Source organism: Andreprevotia lacus DSM 23236, assembly GCF_900176275.1.
GTDB classification, from domain to species: Bacteria; Pseudomonadota; Gammaproteobacteria; order Burkholderiales; family Chitinibacteraceae; genus Andreprevotia; species Andreprevotia lacus.
In genome coordinates, this window is the sequence record NZ_FWXD01000008.1 from 124,493 (window position 1) to 142,893 (window position 18,401).

Genomic DNA, 18,401 nt, shown 5'->3' on the forward strand with positions numbered 1-18,401 from the left:
ACCCCATCTGGAAAATCATCATGTTAGAAGCTTACCGCCAGCATGTTGCCGAGCGCGCCGCGCTGGGCATTCCGCCGCTGCCACTGACCGCGCAGCAAGTCGCCGACCTCGTTACGCTGCTGCAAAATCCGCCGGCTGGCGAAGAAGCGTTCCTGGTTGACCTGATTACCCACCGCGTGCCGCCGGGTGTGGACGATGCGGCCAAGGTCAAGGCCGCTTTCCTGGCTGCCGTGGCACAAGGCAAGGATTCCTGTGGCCTGATCAGCCGTACCAAGGCAGTCGAGCTGCTGGGTACCATGCTGGGTGGCTTCAACATCAAGCCGATGATCGATCTGCTGGGCGACGCCGAAGTCGGCGCCGTGGCCGCTGAAGGCCTGAAGAAAACCCTGCTGATGTTCGACTACTTCCACGACGTGAAGGAACTGGCCGACGCAGGCAACGCCAATGCCAAGGCCGTGATCCAGAGCTGGGCCGATGCCGAATGGTTCACCAGCCGTCCGGAAGTGCCGCAATCGGTCAAGCTGACCGTATTCAAGGTCACTGGCGAAACCAATACCGACGACCTGTCGCCAGCCCCGGATGCATGGTCGCGCCCGGATATCCCGCTGCACGCGCTGGCCATGCTGAAGAACACCCGCCCGGGCATCACCCCGGAAGAGGACGGCAAGCGCGGCCCGATCAAATTCCTGCAAGACCTGGCCGCCAAGGGCAACGCCGTTGCCTATGTGGGCGACGTGGTCGGTACCGGTTCCTCGCGCAAGTCGGCGACCAACTCGGTGCTGTGGTGGACTGGCGACGACATCCCGTTCGTGCCGAACAAGCGCTTTGGCGGTTACTGCCTGGGCGGCAAGATCGCGCCGATTTTCTTCAATACGCAGGAAGACTCCGGCGCGCTGCCGATCGAGGTCGATGTATCCAGCCTGGATATGGGCGACGAAATCGAACTGCGCCCGTACGAAGGCAAGGTCATCAAGAACGGCGCCACCGTGGCTGAATTCAAGGTCAAGTCCGACGTACTGTTCGACGAAGTGCGCGCGGGTGGCCGTATCAACCTGATCATCGGTCGTGGCCTGACTGCCAAGGCACGTGAATCGCTGGGCCTGCCGGCTTCGACGCTGTTCCGTCTGCCGACCGCACCGGCTGCGTCGACCAAGGGCTTCACGCAAGCACAGAAGATGGTTGGCCGTGCCGTCGGCCTGCCGGAAGGCCAGGGCGTGCGTCCGGGCACCTATTGCGAACCGCGCATGACTTCGGTCGGCTCGCAAGACACCACCGGCCCGATGACCCGTGACGAGCTGAAGGACCTCGCTTGCCTGGGCTTCTCGGCCGATCTGGTCATGCAATCGTTCTGCCACACTGCGGCTTACCCGAAGCCGGTGGACGTGAAGACCCACCACGAACTGCCGGAATTCATCCGCAACCGTGGCGGCGTTTCGCTGCGCCCGGGCGACGGCGTGATCCACAGCTGGCTCAACCGCATGCTGCTGCCGGATACCGTTGGCACCGGTGGCGACAGCCACACCCGTTTCCCGATCGGCATCTCGTTCCCGGCCGGTTCCGGTCTGGTTGCCTTCGGTGCGGCCACCGGCGTGATGCCGCTGGACATGCCGGAATCGGTACTGGTGCGCTTCAAGGGCGAGCTGCAGCCGGGCATCACCCTGCGTGACCTGGTGAACGCAATTCCGCTGTACGCGATCAAGGCCGGTCTGCTGACCGTGGCCAAGGCGGGCAAGAAGAACATCTTCTCGGGCCGTATCCTGGAAATCGAAGGTCTGCCCAAGCTGAAGGTCGAGCAGGCATTCGAGCTGACCGATGCATCGGCCGAACGTTCGGCTGCCGGTTGCTCGGTGCGCCTGGATAAGGAGCCGATCATCGAGTACCTGAACTCGAACATCGTGCTGCTCAAGTCCATGATCACCAACGGCTATGGCGATGCCAAGACCCTCGGTCGCCGCATCAAGGCCATGGAAGCATGGCTGGCCAACCCGAACCTGCTGGAGCCGGATGCTGACGCCGAATACGCTGCCGTGATCGAAATCGATCTGGCCGACGTGAAGGAGCCGATCCTGGCTTGCCCGAACGACCCGGACGACGTGAAGGTGTTGTCCGAAGTGGCCGGCACCAAGATCGACGAAGTGTTCATCGGTTCGTGCATGACCAACATCGGCCACTTCCGTGCCGCCGGCAAGCTGCTGGAAGGCAAGCGCGACATCCCGGTCAAGCTGTGGATTGCACCGCCGACCAAGATGGACGCCCAGCAGCTGACCGAAGAAGGCTACTACGGTACCTTCGGCACCGCTGGTGCGCGTACCGAAATGCCGGGCTGCTCGCTGTGCATGGGTAACCAGGCACAAGTGCGCGAAGGTGCGACCGTGGTTTCGACCTCGACGCGTAACTTCCCGAACCGTCTGGGCAAGAACACCAACGTGTTCCTGAGCTCGGCCGAGCTGGCTGCGATTGCATCGCGCCTGGGCCGCATCCCGACCGTTGAGGAATACATGGCGGACGTGGGCGTGCTGGATGCCAAGTCGAAAGAAGTTTATCGTTATCTCAACTTCAATGAGATCGATAGCTATCAAGCCGAAGCCGACAAGGCCACCGTTTGATCGCAACGCTGCGTTGACGAAAACCCACCGGGCAACCGGTGGGTTTTTTGTTGCCGGCGCCTATTCCGCCCGGCGTGAAAATCAGATCAATTTGAAAGCAAGCAACGGAGTGAGTGAGGGCTGGCAAGGCGCTACATTCCGGTTCAACATAGTGCTGAGGAGCGCATGATGAACAGCTTGACCCGCAAGGAAGCCACCGCCGCCCGCCTGGCCGAACAGGCCGTCGCCGTAGAACGCGATCCGCGCTGGGCCGATATCACAGCACGCAATCACGCCGCAGATGGCCGCTTTTACTATTCGGTGAAAAGCACCGGGGTGTATTGCCGTCCTTCGTGCGCAGCGCGGCGGGCACGGCCCGAGAATGTAGCGTTTCACGCCAGTTGCGCGGATGCCGAGCGCGCGGGCTTTCGCCCGTGCAAGCGTTGCAAGCCCGATCAGCCCTCCTTGCAGGAGCAATATGCTGCCAAGGTGAGCGCCGCGTGCCGCATCATCGATGCCGCCGAAGTACCACCGTCGCTGGACGAACTGGCCGAGGCTACCGGCATCAGCGCCTATCATTTTCATCGCATCTTCAAGCAACTGACTGGCCTGACCCCCAAGGGTTACGCCAAGGCCCGCCGCGCCGAACGCATGCGCGATGAGCTGAGCCGGGGTTCGCACGTCACCGAGGCACTCTACGAGGCGGGCTATCAATCCAATACCCGCTTCTACGCTGAATCGAATGCAGTACTGGGCATGACGCCCAAGGATTACCGTGCCGGAGGCAGGCAGGCGCAGATCCGCTTCGCCATTGGCCAGTGCAAACTGGGTGCAATCCTGGTGGCGCAAAGCCAGCGCGGCCTGTGTGCGATTTCATTGGGCAATGACCCGGATGCGCTGCTGCGCGAGCTGCAGGATCGTTTTCCACGCGCCGAGTTGATCGGCGGTGATGCCGCATTTGAGCATCTGGTGGCGCAGGTGGTTGGTTTCATCGAAGCACCGGCCAAGGGGCTGGACCTGCCGCTGGATGTGCAGGGCACTGCATTCCAGCAGCGCGTCTGGCAGGCGCTGCGTGACATTCCGGCTGGTGAAACGGCCAGCTATGCCGAAATTGCCAATCGCATCGGCGCACCCAAGGCGGTGCGGGCGGTGGCCGGCGCGTGTGCGGCCAATACGCTGGCGGTGGCGATACCGTGCCACCGCGTGGTGCGCAGCGATGGTGAGTTGTCCGGCTATCGCTGGGGTGTGGAGCGCAAACGTGCCTTGCTCGATATCGAGCTGGCGCTGGAGCACAAGGCATGAACGCCCGACTGTCTGAGGCTACAGCCCTGGCCGGGCGCATCGACGCGCTGGATTGGCACGCCATCGAAGAAGCGCTCAACCAGGAAGGCTGGGCGCAGATCAACGGTTTGCTCGACGCCGAGCGCTGTCACGCGCTGGCGGCCGGCTATGCCGACGCTGCGCAATTCCGCAGCCGCATCGTGATGGCGCGCTACGCCTTCGGGCGCGGTGAGTATCAATACTATGCCTACCCCTTGCCTGAGCCGATAGCCAGCCTGCGCAGCTTGCTCTATCCGCGACTGGCACCATTAGCCAATCGCTGGAACGAAGCAATGGGCGTGGCTGCACGCTATCCGGCAGCGCATGCTGACTGGCTGGCACGTTGCCATGCGGCGGGGCAGCGGCGACCCACGCCCTTGCTACTGCAATACGGGCCGGGCGACTACAACTGCCTGCATCAGGATTTGTACGGTGAGCTGGTATTTCCGCTGCAGGTGGCCATTCTGCTGTCCGAGCCTGGGCGGGATTTCGAGGGCGGCGAGTTCGTGCTGACCGAGCAGCGTCCGCGCATGCAATCACGGCCCATGGTGGTGCCGCTGGGGCAGGGTGATGCGGTGGTGTTCGCCGTCAATCAGCGGCCGGTGCAGGGTACGCGCGGCACCTATCGGGTGCAGCTGCGTCACGGCGTGAGCAAGCTGCGCAGCGGGCAACGGCACACCTTGGGCATGATTTTTCATGACGCAACTTGATCTGCAGCCCTCGCTGTTTGATGACAGCCCGGACTGGCGCGAGGATATCGATACCGGCGTAGTCGTGCTGCGTGGCTTTGCCCTGTCGCAAGCGGATGTGCTGGCGCAGGCGGTGCATGCCATCGCGGCGCAAGCACCATTCCGGCAAATGCATACACCCAGCGGGTTGCACATGTCGGTGGCACTGACTGGTTGTGGTGAGGCAGGCTGGGTGAGTGATGCGCATGGCTACCGTTACGCCCGGCGTGATCCGGATACGGGCCTGCCGTGGCCGGCGATGCCGGATACGTTGCGCAACTTTGCTGCGGAAGCTGCCGCAACGGCAGGTTTTCGCAATTTCGTGCCTGATGCCTGCCTGATCAACCGCTATGCCATCGGCGCGCGCATGTCGCTGCATCAGGACAAGAACGAGCGCGACTTCAGCCAACCCATCGTATCGGTATCGCTTGGCTTGCCGGCGGTGTTCCAGTTTGGCGGTTTGGCGCGCGCGGACAAGGCGCAGCGTATCCCGCTGGCGCACGGTGATGTGGTGGTGTGGGGCGGTCCGGCGCGCATGCGCTTTCATGGCGTTTTGCCGGTCAAGCCTGGCGTGCACCCGCAGTGGGGTGAATTCCGCATCAATTTGACCTTCCGCAAGGCATTGTGATTTTCCGACACCCGGCCGTGCTCATGGCTGGCGCCATGCGCTGATTTTGCTAGAATCGCAGCCCCGCCGGCCTTTGCCGGCCACCCGGTCCACCCTTTGCGAGGGTGACCACCTGGAGATTGCAATGTCTGAATCCAAGACCCCGCCCATCGTGGTGGCGGCTTTGTACAAGTTCGTCACCTTGACGGACTACATCGCGCTGCGCGAGCCGCTGCAGCAATGCATGACTGATCTGGATGTGAAAGGTACCCTGCTGCTGGCCGAAGAGGGCATCAACGGCACCGTATCCGGCACGCGTGCCGCCATCGATGGTCTGCTGGCATGGCTCAAGCGCGATGCGCGCTTTGCCGAGCTGGACCACAAGGAATCCTACTGCGACGAGCAGCCGTTCTATCGTACCAAGGTCAAACTCAAGAAAGAGATCGTGACCATGGGCGTTGAGGGTGTTGACCCCAACAAGCGCGTCGGCACCTATGTTGAGCCGCATGATTGGAATGCACTGATCAGCGATCCGGAGGTACTGCTGATCGACACCCGCAATGACTACGAAGTGGCCATCGGCACCTTTGAGGGCGCCATCGACCCCAGAACAGAAAGCTTCCGCGAGTTTCCGGACTACATCCAGCGGCATTTCGACCCGGCCAAGCACAAGAAAGTGGCGATGTTCTGCACCGGCGGCATCCGCTGTGAAAAGGCGTCGAGCTATATGCTGGGCGCTGGCTTTGAAGAGGTCTACCACCTCAAGGGCGGCATCCTGAAGTACCTGGAAACCGTTCCGCAGGAAGAAACCAGGTGGCAGGGTGACTGCTTTGTGTTCGATAACCGCGTGACGGTGCGGCACGATCTGTCGGAGGGCGACTACGAGCTGTGCCACGCCTGCCGCGAGCCGGTATCGGTGGAAGAACGCAAGTCACCGCACTATGTGCCAGGCATCAGCTGCCCCCACTGCTGGGACAGCCTGAGTGAAAAGACCCGTGCTGGTGCGCGGGAGCGTCAAAAACAGATCGAACTGGCCAAGGCGCGCAACCAGCCCAATCCGATTGGCCGCAAAGTGCACGAGCGGGATGAGTGACGTTAGCCGCCCGATATAAAAAAGCCCGCATTCATGCGGGCTTTTTTTGTAATTTGGGCAACCTCAGGGGCGCAACCGCAGCGTCAGCCCCTTGAGGAAATTGCGCAGCAGCTGGTCGCCGCAAGGGCGATAGTTTTTCTGACCTTCCTTGCGGAACAGCGCGCTCAGCTCCGGTTTCCCGACGGTAAAGCCCGCATTGGCGAGAATGGCATGCAGGTCCTCTTCCTTCAGCTCGAACGCAACGCGCAGCTTCTTCAGAATGGTGTTGTTGCTGACCGGCCAGCTCACAGCAGGGGCGGGGCGGCTTTCGTCCTTGCCGCGGCGGAATACCACCAGCCCATCCAGGAAATAGGCCAGTACTTCGTCGCTGCACTCTGCAAAGTCTGCTTCGTCCGGCTTTTTGAGAAAGCTGTCCACGCTCTCGCGTTGTATCGAGAGGCCAGCCAGGCCGATGATTTCCACCAGCTTGGTATCGCTCAAATCCAGCATGTAACGCACGCTGCGCAGAATATCGTTGTTGATCATGATGGGCTAAACCTTGAAGGTGGATGGATATTTGCCGGTGAGTGCAATCGCGCGTGCATGGACACGCATGCATTCATGAATATTTTATAGAACGTTCGTTCTTTTTGTTGTACATTGCATTCAATGCGTGCTGCACGCTGAAGTGGGTATCACATCAGGATACGCGCCATGCACGGAGCGAATACATGGCATGCACCGGACAGAATTGTATGCCTTGGCGTTTGCAGTGGATGCTATGCCGCTCTGCTGCTTGCTGTAGCAGGTAACTGCAGCTGACCTGTTTTGAAAACTGAATTGAAAAAGCCCCGATGCATCGGGGCTTTCACTGAAAAATCTGGAGCGGGCGACGGGAATCGAACCCGTGTTCCGAGCTTGGGAAGCTAGTGTCTTACCATTAGACGACGCCCGCAGAGGCACGCATTCTATGCGCTTTTGCGCCGGCAAGGCAAATGGGTTGCGCCGATGGAGTAGGGCGGGCAAGGGCATACATAAAAGAACGCATGTCGGTTGACTAGACTGAGTAGTCTAAATTAGACTGGACTCACTAGTCTAACCGCGTCAAGTTTTGCCATGAATGCAACTCCGGCCCATCCGGGCGACAGCGTGGACCGCGTGCTTGAAGCCGCGCGTCAGCTATTTTGCGAAGAGGGTTTCCGCGCCAGTATCGACAAGGTTGCCGAGCGAGCGGGGGTGGCCCGTCAAACTGTTTACAACCGCTTTGGCAGCAAGACCGAATTGTTTCGCGCCGTGATTCAACGTGTATGTACCGATCTGCATGAAACGCTGGAAGCGCGCGATGGCGCGCTGCGCGAGCAGCTGATCGATTTTTCGCTGCACTTTCGCGCGCATGTGATGAGCGCGGAAAACATCAGCGCGCATCGCGCACTGGTGGCAGAAGTACCGCGCTTTCCCGAGCTGGCCAATGCCTTGCTTGAAAACGGCCCGTGCCGCACGCGTGATCAACTGGCGGCGCTGTTGTCACATGAAATGTCCGCCGGTCGTCTTTTGGTGGCGGATCCGATCGAAGCCGCCGAGTTTTTGCTGGAAGTCGTGGTCGGTTTCGATCACACCCGCATCCTGTTTGGCGGCCTGCCGCCATTGCCAGAGCAGGAGCGGGGCAAGGTCGAGCGTATCGTGGACACCTTTCTGCGTGCATACGCACCAAACAAGTAATTGCGATGACACAGGTCAGCGGGAAACCCCTAGTTGCTGACGCCTGTGTCAACGATAAAGTCACTAAAAACACATTTCGTTCTCAGGAGTTCACGATGCTTCAGTCCCATCTGCGTAATTCCATCCTGGTTGCCAGCATCGCGCTGGCACTTGCCGCCTGCGGCAAGCAGGACGCAGGCGCCGGTCACGGCGCTGGTGGCCAGATGCCGCCGCAGGAAGTCGCCGTCATCACCGCAGCGGCAGGTGATTCGTCGCTGACCCGCGATCTGCCGGGCCGGGTAGTCGCTTATCGCTCGGCAGAAGTCCGTGCACAGGTGGAAGGCATTCTGCAAAAGCGCCTGTATGAAGAAGGCAGCGAAGTCAGGGCCGGCCAGACGCTGTTCCAGATCGATGCCAGCACCCTGTCTGCCACCGTGGCTGCCAACGAGGCTGCACTGGCGCGCGCACAGGCCAACGCCGAAATCGCCAAGCAGACGTTGGCGCGCTACCAGAAACTGGTGGATGTCGAGGGTGTATCCAAGCAGGAGCTGGATCAGGCCATCTCGCAGAACAAACAGGCGCAGGCTGACCTGCTGTCGGCTGACGCCGCACTGAAAAAGGCGCGCATCGATCTGGCGCATGCCAGCGTGCCGGCACCGATTTCGGGTCGTACCAGCCGCGCGCTGGTGTCGGAAGGCACATTGGTGGGGCGTGGTGAGGCGACCCAGCTGACCACCATCGAGCAACTTGATCCCATTTACGTGAACTTCAGTCAGGCGGGCAGCGAGGTCTTCAGGCTCAAGCAGATGATGAAGGCAGGCAAGTTGAAAGCCGGTGCCGCCTTGCCGGTGGACTTGCTCCTGGAAGACGGCAGTGTCTACCCGGTCAAGGGCAAGTTGCTGTTCGCCGAGCAGACTGTTGATCCCGCCACCGGTACCGTGACCTTGCGTGCCGAATTCGCCAACCCGGACCGCCTGCTGCTGCCGGGCATGTTCGGTTCGGTGCGTCTGGCGCTGGGTGATCTGGGCGGCTCGATCCGCGTACCGCAGCGCGCAGTGATGTCCAGCCCGCAAGGCCAGTTCGTTTATATCGTCGGCAAGGAAAACAAGGTTGCTGCCGCACCGGTACAAACCGGTGGCATGTCCGGTCGTGACTGGATCATCACCAGCGGCCTGAAGGGCGGTGAGCAGGTCATTGTCGAAGGCCTGCAAAAAATCCGTCCGGACGCGGTCGTTCAGCCTGCACCGTATCAGGCACCGGGTGCGGCATCCGCACCTGCCGCCGCAGCCAATGCCCACGCCAGCGCAGCCTCCGCTGCCAGCCAAGCCAAGTAAAGGAGAGCAACACGCATGTTGGCTCGCTTCTTCACGGATCGCCCGGTCTTTGCCTGGGTGATCGCATTAATCATCGTGCTGGCAGGTTTGCTCGCTTTGCGGGAACTGCCGGTGGCCCAATATCCCGAGGTTGCGCCGCCCGCGCTGACCATCACCACCACATACCCGGGCGCCAGCGCCCAAGTGCTTGAAGACAGCGTCACCGCGCTGATCGAGCAGGAAATGAACGGGCTGGAAAACCTCCTGTACATGGAGTCGACCAGCGAAAGCAGCGGCATCGCCACGATCACGCTGACCTTCAATACCGGCACCAATATCGACATTGCGTCGGTGGAAGCGCAAAACCGCATCAAGCGCGTGGAAACACGTTTGCCCGCAGAAGTGCGCAGCCAGGGCATTCAGGTCAACAAGGCGCGCAACAACTACCTGTTGTTCATCACCTTGTTCTCGCCGGATGGCTCGTACGACAGCACCGCGCTGGGCAACTATGTCAGCGCACAGGTGCTCGATTCGATCCGCCGCGTGAAGGGCGTGGGCGAAGCCAACCTGTTTGGTGCCGAATACGCGATGCGGATCTGGCTTGATCCGGTCAAGCTGGCCGGCTTCAAGATGACGCCGTCGGATGCGCTCAACGCAGTGCGGGCGCAGAACGTGCAGCTTGCCACGGGCGAACTGGGCCAGTTGCCGGCCGTGCCGGGGCAGGAACTGAATGCGTCGGTGGTGACCCGCGGGCGCTTCAATACACCCGAGGAATTCGGCAACATCATTCTGCGCGACGGCGGTAACGGTGCGCAGGTACGTCTGAAGGATGTCGCGCGTGTCGAGCTGGGTGCTTCGGATTACTCGGTGTCTGCCCGTCTGAACGGCAAGGAAACTGCTGCCATCGGCGTCAAACTGTCGTCGGACGGCAACGCGGTGGAAACCGCCAAGCTGGTCAACGAAAAAATGGCCGAGCTGTCGAAGTATTTCCCCAAGGCTGTGGCATGGGAAATTCCGTACGACACGTCCAAGTTCGTTGAAATCTCGATCAAGGAAGTGTTGAGCACGCTGGTTGAAGCCGTGGTGCTGGTGTTCCTGGTGATGTATCTGTTCCTGGGCAACCTGCGCGCTACGCTGATTCCGACCATCGTGGTGCCGATTGCGCTGACCGGCTCGCTGCTCGGGCTTTACCTGTTCGGCTACTCGATCAACGTCTTGACCTTGTTTGCGATGGTGCTGGCGATCGGTATCCTGGTGGACGATGCCATCGTGGTGGTCGAGAACGTCGAGCGCATCATGTCCGAAGAAGGGCTGGCGCCGCGCGAAGCCACGCAGAAGGCCATGGGTCAGATCGTCGGCGCGATCATTGCGATCACGCTGGTGCTGATGGCCGTATTCATCCCGATGGCTTTCTTCAGCGGCTCGGTCGGCGCGATTTACCGTCAGTTCTCGGTCACGCTGGTCCTGACCATGGCGTTCTCGGCGCTGATGGCACTGACCTTGACACCTGCTTTGTGCGCAACCCTGCTCAAACCCATCCACAAGGGTGACTTGCACGAGCAGAAGGGCTTCTTCGGCTGGTTCAACCGCAAGTTTGCTGCCACCACCAATGGCTACGGCAATATCGTGCAGGGCCTGCTCAAGCGCACCTGGCTGGGCCTGATCATCTTTGCGGTGATTTTTGGCATCATGGCCTTGCTGTTCTCGCGCTTGCCTGCATCGTTCCTGCCGGACGAAGACCAGGGCTATTTCATTACCATGGTGCAATTGCCGGCCGGTGCCACGCGTGAGCGCTCGCTGGAAATCGTCAAGCAGGTAGAGGACTTCTATCTGGCGCAGCCGCAAATCCAGCGTACCGTTGGTGTGGTTGGTTACAGCTTCAACGGTCGCGGCCAGGCTGGCGCGCTGGTGTTCGTGCGGATGAAGGACTGGGATGAGCGTCCCAAGCCGGAAGACCAGGTAGGCTCGCTGGTTGGCAAGGCCAATATGACGCTGTTCCGCCTCAAGGAAGCCTTCATCTTCGCGCTCAACGTGCCGCCGATTCCCGAACTGGCCTCGGTGGGTGGCTTCGACTTCCGCCTGCAAGACCGTGGCGGTGTCGGTCGCGATGCGCTGTACAACGCCCGCAACATGACACTGGGCATGGCTGGCCAGAACAAGACGCTGCAAGGCGTGCGCCCTGAAGGTCAGGAACCGGGCCCGCAGCTCTATCTGGACATCGACCGCGTGAAGGCCAGCCAGCTTGGCATTTCCGCCAGCGACCTGAATGACACCTTGTCGATTGCACTCGGCTCAGCCTATGCCAATGACTATGTGCGTGAAGGCCGCATCCAGCGCGTATTGATGCAGGCAGATGCCGTATCGCGCTCCACGCCGGAGCAGCTGCTGCGACTGCAGGTGCGCAATGGTGCAGGCAACCTGGTGCCGCTGTCGGAAATCGCAACCGCCAAATGGGTGGTGGGTGCACCGCTGCTGAACCGCTTCAACGGGCTGCCGTCGTACAAGATTTCCGGTACGGCTGCACCGGGCAAGAGTACCGGTGATGCCATGGCTGCAATGGAAGAAATTGCCAAGCAATTGCCGGCGGGCGTAGGTTTCGAGTGGGCCGGGCAGTCGTATCAGGAACGTGTTTCGGGTTCGCAGGCACCGGCGCTGTATGCCTTGTCACTGCTGGTGGTGTTCTTGTGCCTGGCTGCGCTGTACGAGAGCTGGTCCATCCCGTTTGCCGTGTTGCTGGCGGTGCCACTGGGTGTATTCGGCGCGGTGCTGGCAATGACCGTGCGCGGCCTGCCGGACGACGTGTACTTCAAGGTAGGCTTGATCGCCATCATCGGCTTGTCGGCCAAGAACGCGATTCTGATCATCGAATTTGCGCGTGAGCAGATGCAGGCAGGCCATGATCTGATCTCGGCGACGCTGGAAGCTTGCCGTCTGCGTTTCCGTCCCATTCTGATGACGTCGATCGCCTTCGTTGCAGGCGTGTCGCCGCTGGTGACATCGAGTGGTGCAGGTGCGGCCAGTCGTCATGCCATCGGGACTGGCGTGGTGGGGGGCATGATCGCAGCGACGCTGTTTGCGGTATTCCTGGTGCCGGTGTTTTTCGTGGTGGTGCGGCGCATCTTCCCCGAGAAGGCTCGCAAGGCACCGGAAGTCAGCGACAACATCACCGATGACCATCGTTAAGGATAACGCCATGCGAAATGTTTTGACTTTACTCCCGCTGGCGGCGCTCATTTCGGCTTGCTCGCTGGCCCCGACCTACGAGCGTCCGGCTCTGCCGGTACCGGTGGCGGCAGGCAACGCGACTGCGGCGCAGGATGTATCGCTGCCGCAGTGGCAGTCCTACTTTGCCGACCCGGTACTGCGCAGCCTGATTGAGGCTGCGCTGGACAACAACCGCGACCTGCGCGTTGCGACCGCCCGTATTCAGGAGGCCCGCGCCCTGTATGGCGTAACCAATGCTGATCGCCTGCCCACCCTGAACGCAACCGCTGCCGAGTCGGCCAACCGTGTGCCGGCCAAGGTGGCCGGTGCGCCGGATGATGTGGTTTCACGCACTTACAGCGCAAATGTCGGCATTACCGCCTACGAGCTGGATTTCTGGGGTCGCGTGGCCAATCTGTCCGAATCGGCCAAGGCCAGCTATCTGGGTACCGTAGAGGCCCAGCGTTCGGCGCGCATCTCGCTGATTACGGCTGTGGCCAATGCCTACTGGAGCGCACGCAGCCTGAACGAGCGTGCAGACTATGCCGGCAAAACAGCTGGCGCCTACCGTGACAGCCTCAAGGTCGTGAAGCGTCAGTATGAAGTGGGCACCACCAGCAAGCTGGATGCGCTGCAAGCCGAGGCCGCCGTTGATTCGGCACTGGCAGAGCAGGTGAGCCTGCAGCGCCAGGCCCGCAATGCCGTTAACGCCTTGCAGCTGCTGGTTGGCCAGCCGGTTGCTCTGCCTGCACCCTCGGCGGCACTGGTCGACACGCTGGCCGCCAGCAAGGTACCGGCAGGCATCAGCTCCAGCACCTTGCTGCTGCGCCCTGACGTTCGCCAGGCCGAGTTTGCACTGAAGTCTGCCAATGCCAACATTGGTGCGGCACGTGCAGCGTTCTTCCCGTCGATCACACTGACGGCCAGTACCGGCGTGGCCAGCAATGAGCTGGGCACGCTGTTCAGCAGTGGCAGCGGGGCATGGAGCTTCCTGCCGCAAATCAAGCTGCCGCTGTTTGACTGGGGTCGGAACAAGGCCAGTCTGGACGTGGCCGAAGCGCGCAAGGTGATTGCCGTCGCCCAGTATGAAAAGACGGTGCAGACCGCGTTCAGTGAGGTTGCCAACGCACTGTCCGACCAGCAGGGCTTGGAAGACTATCTGGTGGCGCAGCGCCGCGTGGTGGCGCGCCAGTCGGATCGTTTGAAGATTGCCATGGCGCGTTATCAGGCCGGCGTGGAAAGCTATCTGCAAGTGCTGGATGCCCAGCGCTCGCTGTTTGCCGCGCAACAATCGCTGATTGAAGCATCACGTGCGCGTCTGGCGGTTACCGCCGACGTGTTCAAGGCGCTTGGTGGCGACGAGCAAAAGGCATCCGACGCTTCCTGACCGGATGTCGCAGCAGGCAGGAATGAAAAAACCCGGCAAACGCCGGGTTTTTTCTTGCTCAGCTACTGCAGATCAGCAGGTGTGCTGCCCGCCGTTGATGGCGACGTTGGCCCCTGTCATGAAGCCGGCCAGGTCAGACGCCATATAGGCCACCAGCGCGGCAATCTCTTCCGGCTTGCCCAGACGGTTGACCGGAATGCCGGCAATGATCTTGTTGCGCACGTCTTCCGGCACGGCCATGACCATGTCGGTGGCGATATAGCCCGGGCTGATGGTGTTCACGGTCACGCCCTTGCGCGCTACTTCCTGCGCCAGCGCCATGGTGAACCCGTGCATGCCAGCCTTGGCTGCCGAGTAGTTGGTCTGGCCGAACTGGCCCTTCTGGCCGTTGATCGACGAGATATTGATCACACGACCCCAGCCACGCTCGGTCATGCCATCAACAAACTGTTTGGTGACATTGAACACGGAGTCCAGGTTGGTCTTGATGACCGCATCCCAGTTCACCTTGTCCAGCTTTTTGAAGGAAGCATCGCGCGTGATGCCTGCATTGTTGACCAGCACATCGACCGGGCCGACGTCGGCGGTGATCCGGCCAGCCAGCGCAACGCATTCATCAAAATCGGTCACATCGCATTGATAGGCATGGAAGGAATAACCCGCTTCCTTGCCCGATGCCAGCCATTCAACTTCCTTGCCCGGCTTGGAGTATGTCGTGACCACGGTGTAGCCTGCGTCGGCCAGCGCCTTGCAGATTGATGTACCGATACCACCCATGCCGCCAGTAATCAGCGCCACTTTTGCCATGCTAAAACTTCCTTTTCTGTTCGTCAGACTGGGTATAAGGGAAAATCCCAATGTTCGGCGCCTTCGGGCACTCTTTTGAAGCGCAAACTTTGCAGTTATGAAATGTTTTAGTCAACAAAAACACGAATAGGTAGGATGAATGTCACAAGCAGTTGACGGAACAAACAAAATTGTTCTGATTTCCGGATGTTCTTCGGGGATCGGTTATACGGTTGCGCATGGTTTGCGGGCGGATGGCTGGCGGGTATTTGCCACCGCGCGGGATACTGAAGATGCAGAGGCGCTGCAGGCGGAAGGGTTCGACAGTTTCGTACTCGACATCGCCGATCCGGATAGCATAGCGGCAGGTGTCGCCCATCTGCTGGCACAGACCGACGGGCGGCTGGATGCGCTGTTCAATAACGCCGGTTTCGGCCTGCCTGGTGCAGTGGAAGACCTCAGCCGCGCTGCCATGCGCCATCAGTTTGAAACCAATGTATTCGGCAGCATGGAGCTGACCAATGCCCTGCTGCCGGTGATGCGCAAGCAGGGGCAGGGCAGGGTCATCTTCAACAGCTCCATCCTGGGCTTTGCGGCCATGCCATATCGTGGTGCCTATAACGCCAGCAAGTTTGCGCTGGAAGGCTTTGCCGATACGCTGCGCCAGGAATTGCATGGCAGTGGCGTGCATGTGGTGCTGGTAGAACCCGGCCCGATCAGCAGCCGCTTTCGCGCCAATGCGCAGATACAGTTCGAGCGCTGGGTAGGCGGGAGTGGCAGTTTTCACGAACCAGCCTATCAGGCCATGCGTGCACGGCTGGCCAAGGAAGGCCCTGCATCGCCATTCACGCTCTCGCCCGATGCCGTGCTGGTGGCGGTGCGCAAGGCGCTGCAGGCCCGCCGTCCGGCGGCACGTTATCGCGTGACGCTGCCTGCTCGCGCATTCTGGTATCTGAAGCGCTTGCTGCCCACATGCCTGCTCGACCGCATGTTGCTGGCCGCCAGCGGTGACGAACCGGGTGTCGCCTATGGCCGCAGGCGCGCTTAAGCTGCCTCACGCATATTCACGCATGCTTGTCCAGAATTGAGGACGGGGCTGGGCTCGGGTAGAATGCGGGATTCAAATTGCTCCACATTGCCATGACCAAGTACATCTTCGTTACCGGCGGCGTTGTCTCCTCTCTGGGTAAAGGCATCGCCGCCGCGTCACTTGCGGCCATCCTCGAATCACGTGGCCTCAAGGTCACCATGATGAAGCTCGATCCGTACATCAACGTGGACCCGGGCACCATGAGCCCGATGCAACACGGTGAAGTCTTCGTCACCGAGGACGGCGCTGAAACCGACCTGGATCTGGGCCACTACGAACGCTTCATCAAAGCCAAGATGAAGAAGAGCAACAACTTCACCACCGGCCAGATCTACGAATCCGTCATCAAGAAAGAACGTCGCGGTGATTACCTCGGCAAGACAGTGCAGGTCATTCCGCACATCACCGACGAAATCCGCCACTTCATCGGCCTCGGCTCCTGCGATGCCGATCTGGCGGTGATCGAAATCGGCGGTACGGTGGGCGACATCGAATCGCTGCCATTCCTTGAGGCCATCCGCCAGATGGGTGTGACGCTGGGGCGCGACAATACCTGTTTCGTGCACCTGTCCTACGTGCCCTATATCGCGGCTGCCGGCGAGATCAAGACCAAGCCGACCCAGCACAGCGTGAAGGAACTGCGCGAAATCGGCATCCAGCCGGACGTGCTGATCTGCCGCGCCGACCGCATGGTGCCGGACGACGAGCGCCGCAAGATCGCGCTGTTCACCAACGTGAGCGAGAAGGCCGTCGTGTCCTGCCCGGACATGGACAGCATTTACAAGATTCCGCGCGTGCTGTCCGAGCAGGGCATTGATGACATCATCGCCAAGCAACTGCAGCTTGATCTGCCGCCGACAGACCTCAGCGTATGGGACAAGATCGTTGATGCGATCGACAACCCGAGCCAGACCGTCAATGTCGCCATGGTGGGCAAGTATGTCGACCTGACCGAATCGTACAAATCGCTGATCGAAGCACTCAAGCACGCAGGCGTGCATACCGGCAGCGATGTGAAGATTCACTACATCGATTCGGAAGCGCTGGAAACCGAAGGCACCAGCAGCATCGAAGGCATGGATGCCATCCTGGTACCGGGCGGCTTCGGCAAGCGCGGCGTGGAAGGCAAGATCCGTGCGGTTAAATATGCACGCGAGAACAATATTCCTTACCTGGGCATCTGTCTGGGCATGCAGATCGCGCTGATCGAATACGCACGCGATGTGGCCGGCCTGAAGGGCGCCAACTCGACCGAATTCGACCTTGATACCGATTACCCGGTGGTGGCGTTGATTGACGAGTGGGTCAACCACGACGGCAAGATCGAAAAACGCGATGCCAATTCCAATATGGGCGGCACCATGCGCCTGGGCGCACAACAGTGCAACCTGGAAGCCGGCAGCCTTGCGGCACGCATCTATGGCGCCACCGGTATTACCGAGCGCCATCGTCACCGCTACGAAGTGAACAATCACTACCTGCCGCGCCTGCTGGAAGCCGGTCTGACGATCAGTGGCAAGTCGGCTGGTGCCGAGCAGCTGGTGGAAACCATCGAGCTGCCGAAGCATCGCTGGTTCTTTGCCTGCCAGTTCCACCCGGAGTTCACCTCGACCCCGCGCGACGGCCATCCGCTGTTCAAGTCCTACATCGAGGCAGCCATTGCCTACGCCAAGGAACACGGCCGTGAAGGCCTGAGCTGTTAATCGCGCTTTGTCGCCGGTCAAGGCCGGCGACCGCCTGACGGAGTAACATCTATGAAGCTGTGTGGATTTGACGTTGGTCTGGATCGGCCGTTTTTCCTGATCGCCGGCCCGTGCATCATCGAAGGTGAGCAATTCTCCATCGATGTGGCCGGCCAGTTGAAGGAAATCACCACCGAGCTGGGCATCAACTTCATTTTCAAGTCGAGTTTCGACAAGGCCAATCGCTCGTCGGGCAAATCGTTCCGTGGCTATGGCATGGACGAAGGCTTGCGCATCCTTGCCAAGGTGAAAGAACAGATCGGCGTGCCGGTATTGACCGACATCCACGAAATCGAGCAAATCAAGCCGGTTTCGGAAGTGGTGGATGTGCTGCAGACGCCAGCCTTTTTGTGCCGCCAGACCGATTTCATCCGCGCTTGCGCCCAGTCGGGCAAACCGGTGAACATCAAGAAGGGCCAGTTCCTTGCCCCTGGCGACATGAAGAACGTCATCGACAAGGCGCGCGAAGCCGCCCGTGAAGCCGGCCTGAACGACGATGCCTTCATGGCCTGCGAGCGTGGTGCCAGCTTTGGCTACAACAATCTGGTGTCCGACATGCGCTCGCTGGCCATCATGCGCGAAACCGGTTGCCCGGTGGTGTTTGATGCCACCCACTCGGTGCAGTTGCCGGGCGGGCAGGGCGACAAATCGGGCGGCCAGCGCGAATTCGTACCGGTACTGGCGCGTGCTGCGATTGCCGCAGGTGTGGCGGGCGTGTTTGCCGAAACGCACCCGGACCCGGCCTGCGCCAAGTCGGACGGCCCCAATGCGTGGCCACTGGGCAGGATGAAAGAATTGCTGGTGACGCTGCAAGCCATCGACCGTGCGGTCAAGGCCGGCAGCTTCATCGAACACACTTTGTAATCTGA

14 protein-coding genes and 1 tRNA gene are annotated in these 18,401 nt (G+C 60.7%); 12 read left to right on the forward strand and 3 right to left on the reverse strand.

Annotation, left to right across the window (positions count from 1 at the left end):
* Positions 1-20: 20 nt before the first annotated feature.
* The 5 genes from acnB (at position 21) to trhO (ending at position 6,333) form a co-directional block, all read left to right on the forward strand.
* A complete protein-coding gene (gene acnB / locus B9A19_RS08460) occupies positions 21-2,606 on the forward strand; it encodes a bifunctional aconitate hydratase 2/2-methylisocitrate dehydratase (protein WP_084090350.1) in 2,586 nt (861 codons plus the stop codon).
* A 168-nt stretch (positions 2,607-2,774) separates the two neighbouring features.
* Positions 2,775-3,887 carry a bifunctional DNA-binding transcriptional regulator/O6-methylguanine-DNA methyltransferase Ada gene (ada, locus tag B9A19_RS08465; protein ID WP_084090396.1) on the forward strand — a complete coding sequence of 371 codons (1,113 nt, stop codon included), beginning with the start codon at positions 2,775-2,777 and terminating at the stop codon, positions 3,885-3,887.
* Complete coding sequence (locus B9A19_RS08470; RefSeq protein ID WP_084090351.1) at positions 3,884-4,615, forward strand: 2OG-Fe(II) oxygenase; 732 nt, start codon at positions 3,884-3,886, stop codon at positions 4,613-4,615. Before ada ends, B9A19_RS08470 begins: the two co-directional genes overlap by 4 nt.
* A complete protein-coding gene (gene alkB, locus B9A19_RS08475) occupies positions 4,602-5,261 on the forward strand; it encodes a DNA oxidative demethylase AlkB (RefSeq protein ID WP_084090352.1) in 660 nt (219 codons plus the stop codon). Before B9A19_RS08470 ends, alkB begins: the two co-directional genes overlap by 14 nt.
* A gap of 124 nt (positions 5,262-5,385) precedes the next feature.
* Positions 5,386-6,333 carry an oxygen-dependent tRNA uridine(34) hydroxylase TrhO gene (trhO, locus tag B9A19_RS08480; RefSeq protein WP_084090353.1) on the forward strand — a complete coding sequence of 316 codons (948 nt, stop codon included), beginning with the start codon at positions 5,386-5,388 and terminating at the stop codon, positions 6,331-6,333.
* Positions 6,334-6,396: 63 nt separating this feature from the next.
* Here trhO and B9A19_RS08485 read toward each other — a convergent pair whose 3' ends face one another.
* Both B9A19_RS08485 and B9A19_RS08490 read right to left on the reverse strand, forming a co-directional pair.
* Positions 6,397-6,858: a YehS family protein gene (locus B9A19_RS08485; RefSeq protein WP_084090354.1), complete on the reverse strand. Its 462-nt coding sequence runs from the start codon at positions 6,856-6,858 to the stop codon at positions 6,397-6,399.
* Between the two features lie 335 nt (positions 6,859-7,193).
* A tRNA-Gly gene (locus B9A19_RS08490) sits at positions 7,194-7,267 on the reverse strand.
* 161 nt (positions 7,268-7,428) lie between these two features.
* Between B9A19_RS08490 and B9A19_RS08495 the strand changes: the two genes are divergently transcribed.
* From B9A19_RS08495 to B9A19_RS08510, 4 genes are all read left to right on the forward strand, one after another.
* Positions 7,429-8,031 carry a TetR/AcrR family transcriptional regulator gene (locus B9A19_RS08495; RefSeq protein WP_084090355.1) on the forward strand — a complete coding sequence of 201 codons (603 nt, stop codon included), beginning with the start codon at positions 7,429-7,431 and terminating at the stop codon, positions 8,029-8,031.
* Between the two features lie 95 nt (positions 8,032-8,126).
* Positions 8,127-9,344, forward strand: a complete 1,218-nt coding sequence (locus B9A19_RS08500) for an efflux RND transporter periplasmic adaptor subunit (RefSeq protein ID WP_084090356.1) — start codon at positions 8,127-8,129, stop codon at positions 9,342-9,344.
* A 15-nt stretch (positions 9,345-9,359) separates the two neighbouring features.
* Entirely contained in the window at positions 9,360-12,506 is a 3,147-nt protein-coding gene (locus B9A19_RS08505; protein ID WP_281249550.1) for an efflux RND transporter permease subunit, read from the forward strand.
* A 10-nt stretch (positions 12,507-12,516) separates the two neighbouring features.
* Complete coding sequence (locus B9A19_RS08510) at positions 12,517-13,914, forward strand: efflux transporter outer membrane subunit (protein WP_084090398.1); 1,398 nt, start codon at positions 12,517-12,519, stop codon at positions 13,912-13,914.
* A 72-nt stretch (positions 13,915-13,986) separates the two neighbouring features.
* On the opposite strand, the gene phbB is transcribed toward B9A19_RS08510, so the two are convergent.
* Positions 13,987-14,721: an acetoacetyl-CoA reductase gene (phbB, locus tag B9A19_RS08515; protein WP_084090357.1), complete on the reverse strand. Its 735-nt coding sequence runs from the start codon at positions 14,719-14,721 to the stop codon at positions 13,987-13,989.
* A 139-nt stretch (positions 14,722-14,860) separates the two neighbouring features.
* On the opposite strand from phbB, the gene B9A19_RS08520 reads away from it, so the two are divergent.
* The 3 genes from B9A19_RS08520 (at position 14,861) to kdsA (ending at position 18,396) form a co-directional block, all read left to right on the forward strand.
* Complete coding sequence (locus B9A19_RS08520; RefSeq protein ID WP_084090358.1) at positions 14,861-15,748, forward strand: SDR family NAD(P)-dependent oxidoreductase; 888 nt, start codon at positions 14,861-14,863, stop codon at positions 15,746-15,748.
* A gap of 92 nt (positions 15,749-15,840) precedes the next feature.
* Positions 15,841-17,493: a CTP synthase gene (pyrG, locus tag B9A19_RS08525; RefSeq protein ID WP_084090359.1), complete on the forward strand. Its 1,653-nt coding sequence runs from the start codon at positions 15,841-15,843 to the stop codon at positions 17,491-17,493.
* A 51-nt stretch (positions 17,494-17,544) separates the two neighbouring features.
* Positions 17,545-18,396: a 3-deoxy-8-phosphooctulonate synthase gene (kdsA, locus tag B9A19_RS08530; protein WP_084090360.1), complete on the forward strand. Its 852-nt coding sequence runs from the start codon at positions 17,545-17,547 to the stop codon at positions 18,394-18,396.
* The last annotated feature ends 5 nt before the right edge of the window (positions 18,397-18,401 follow it).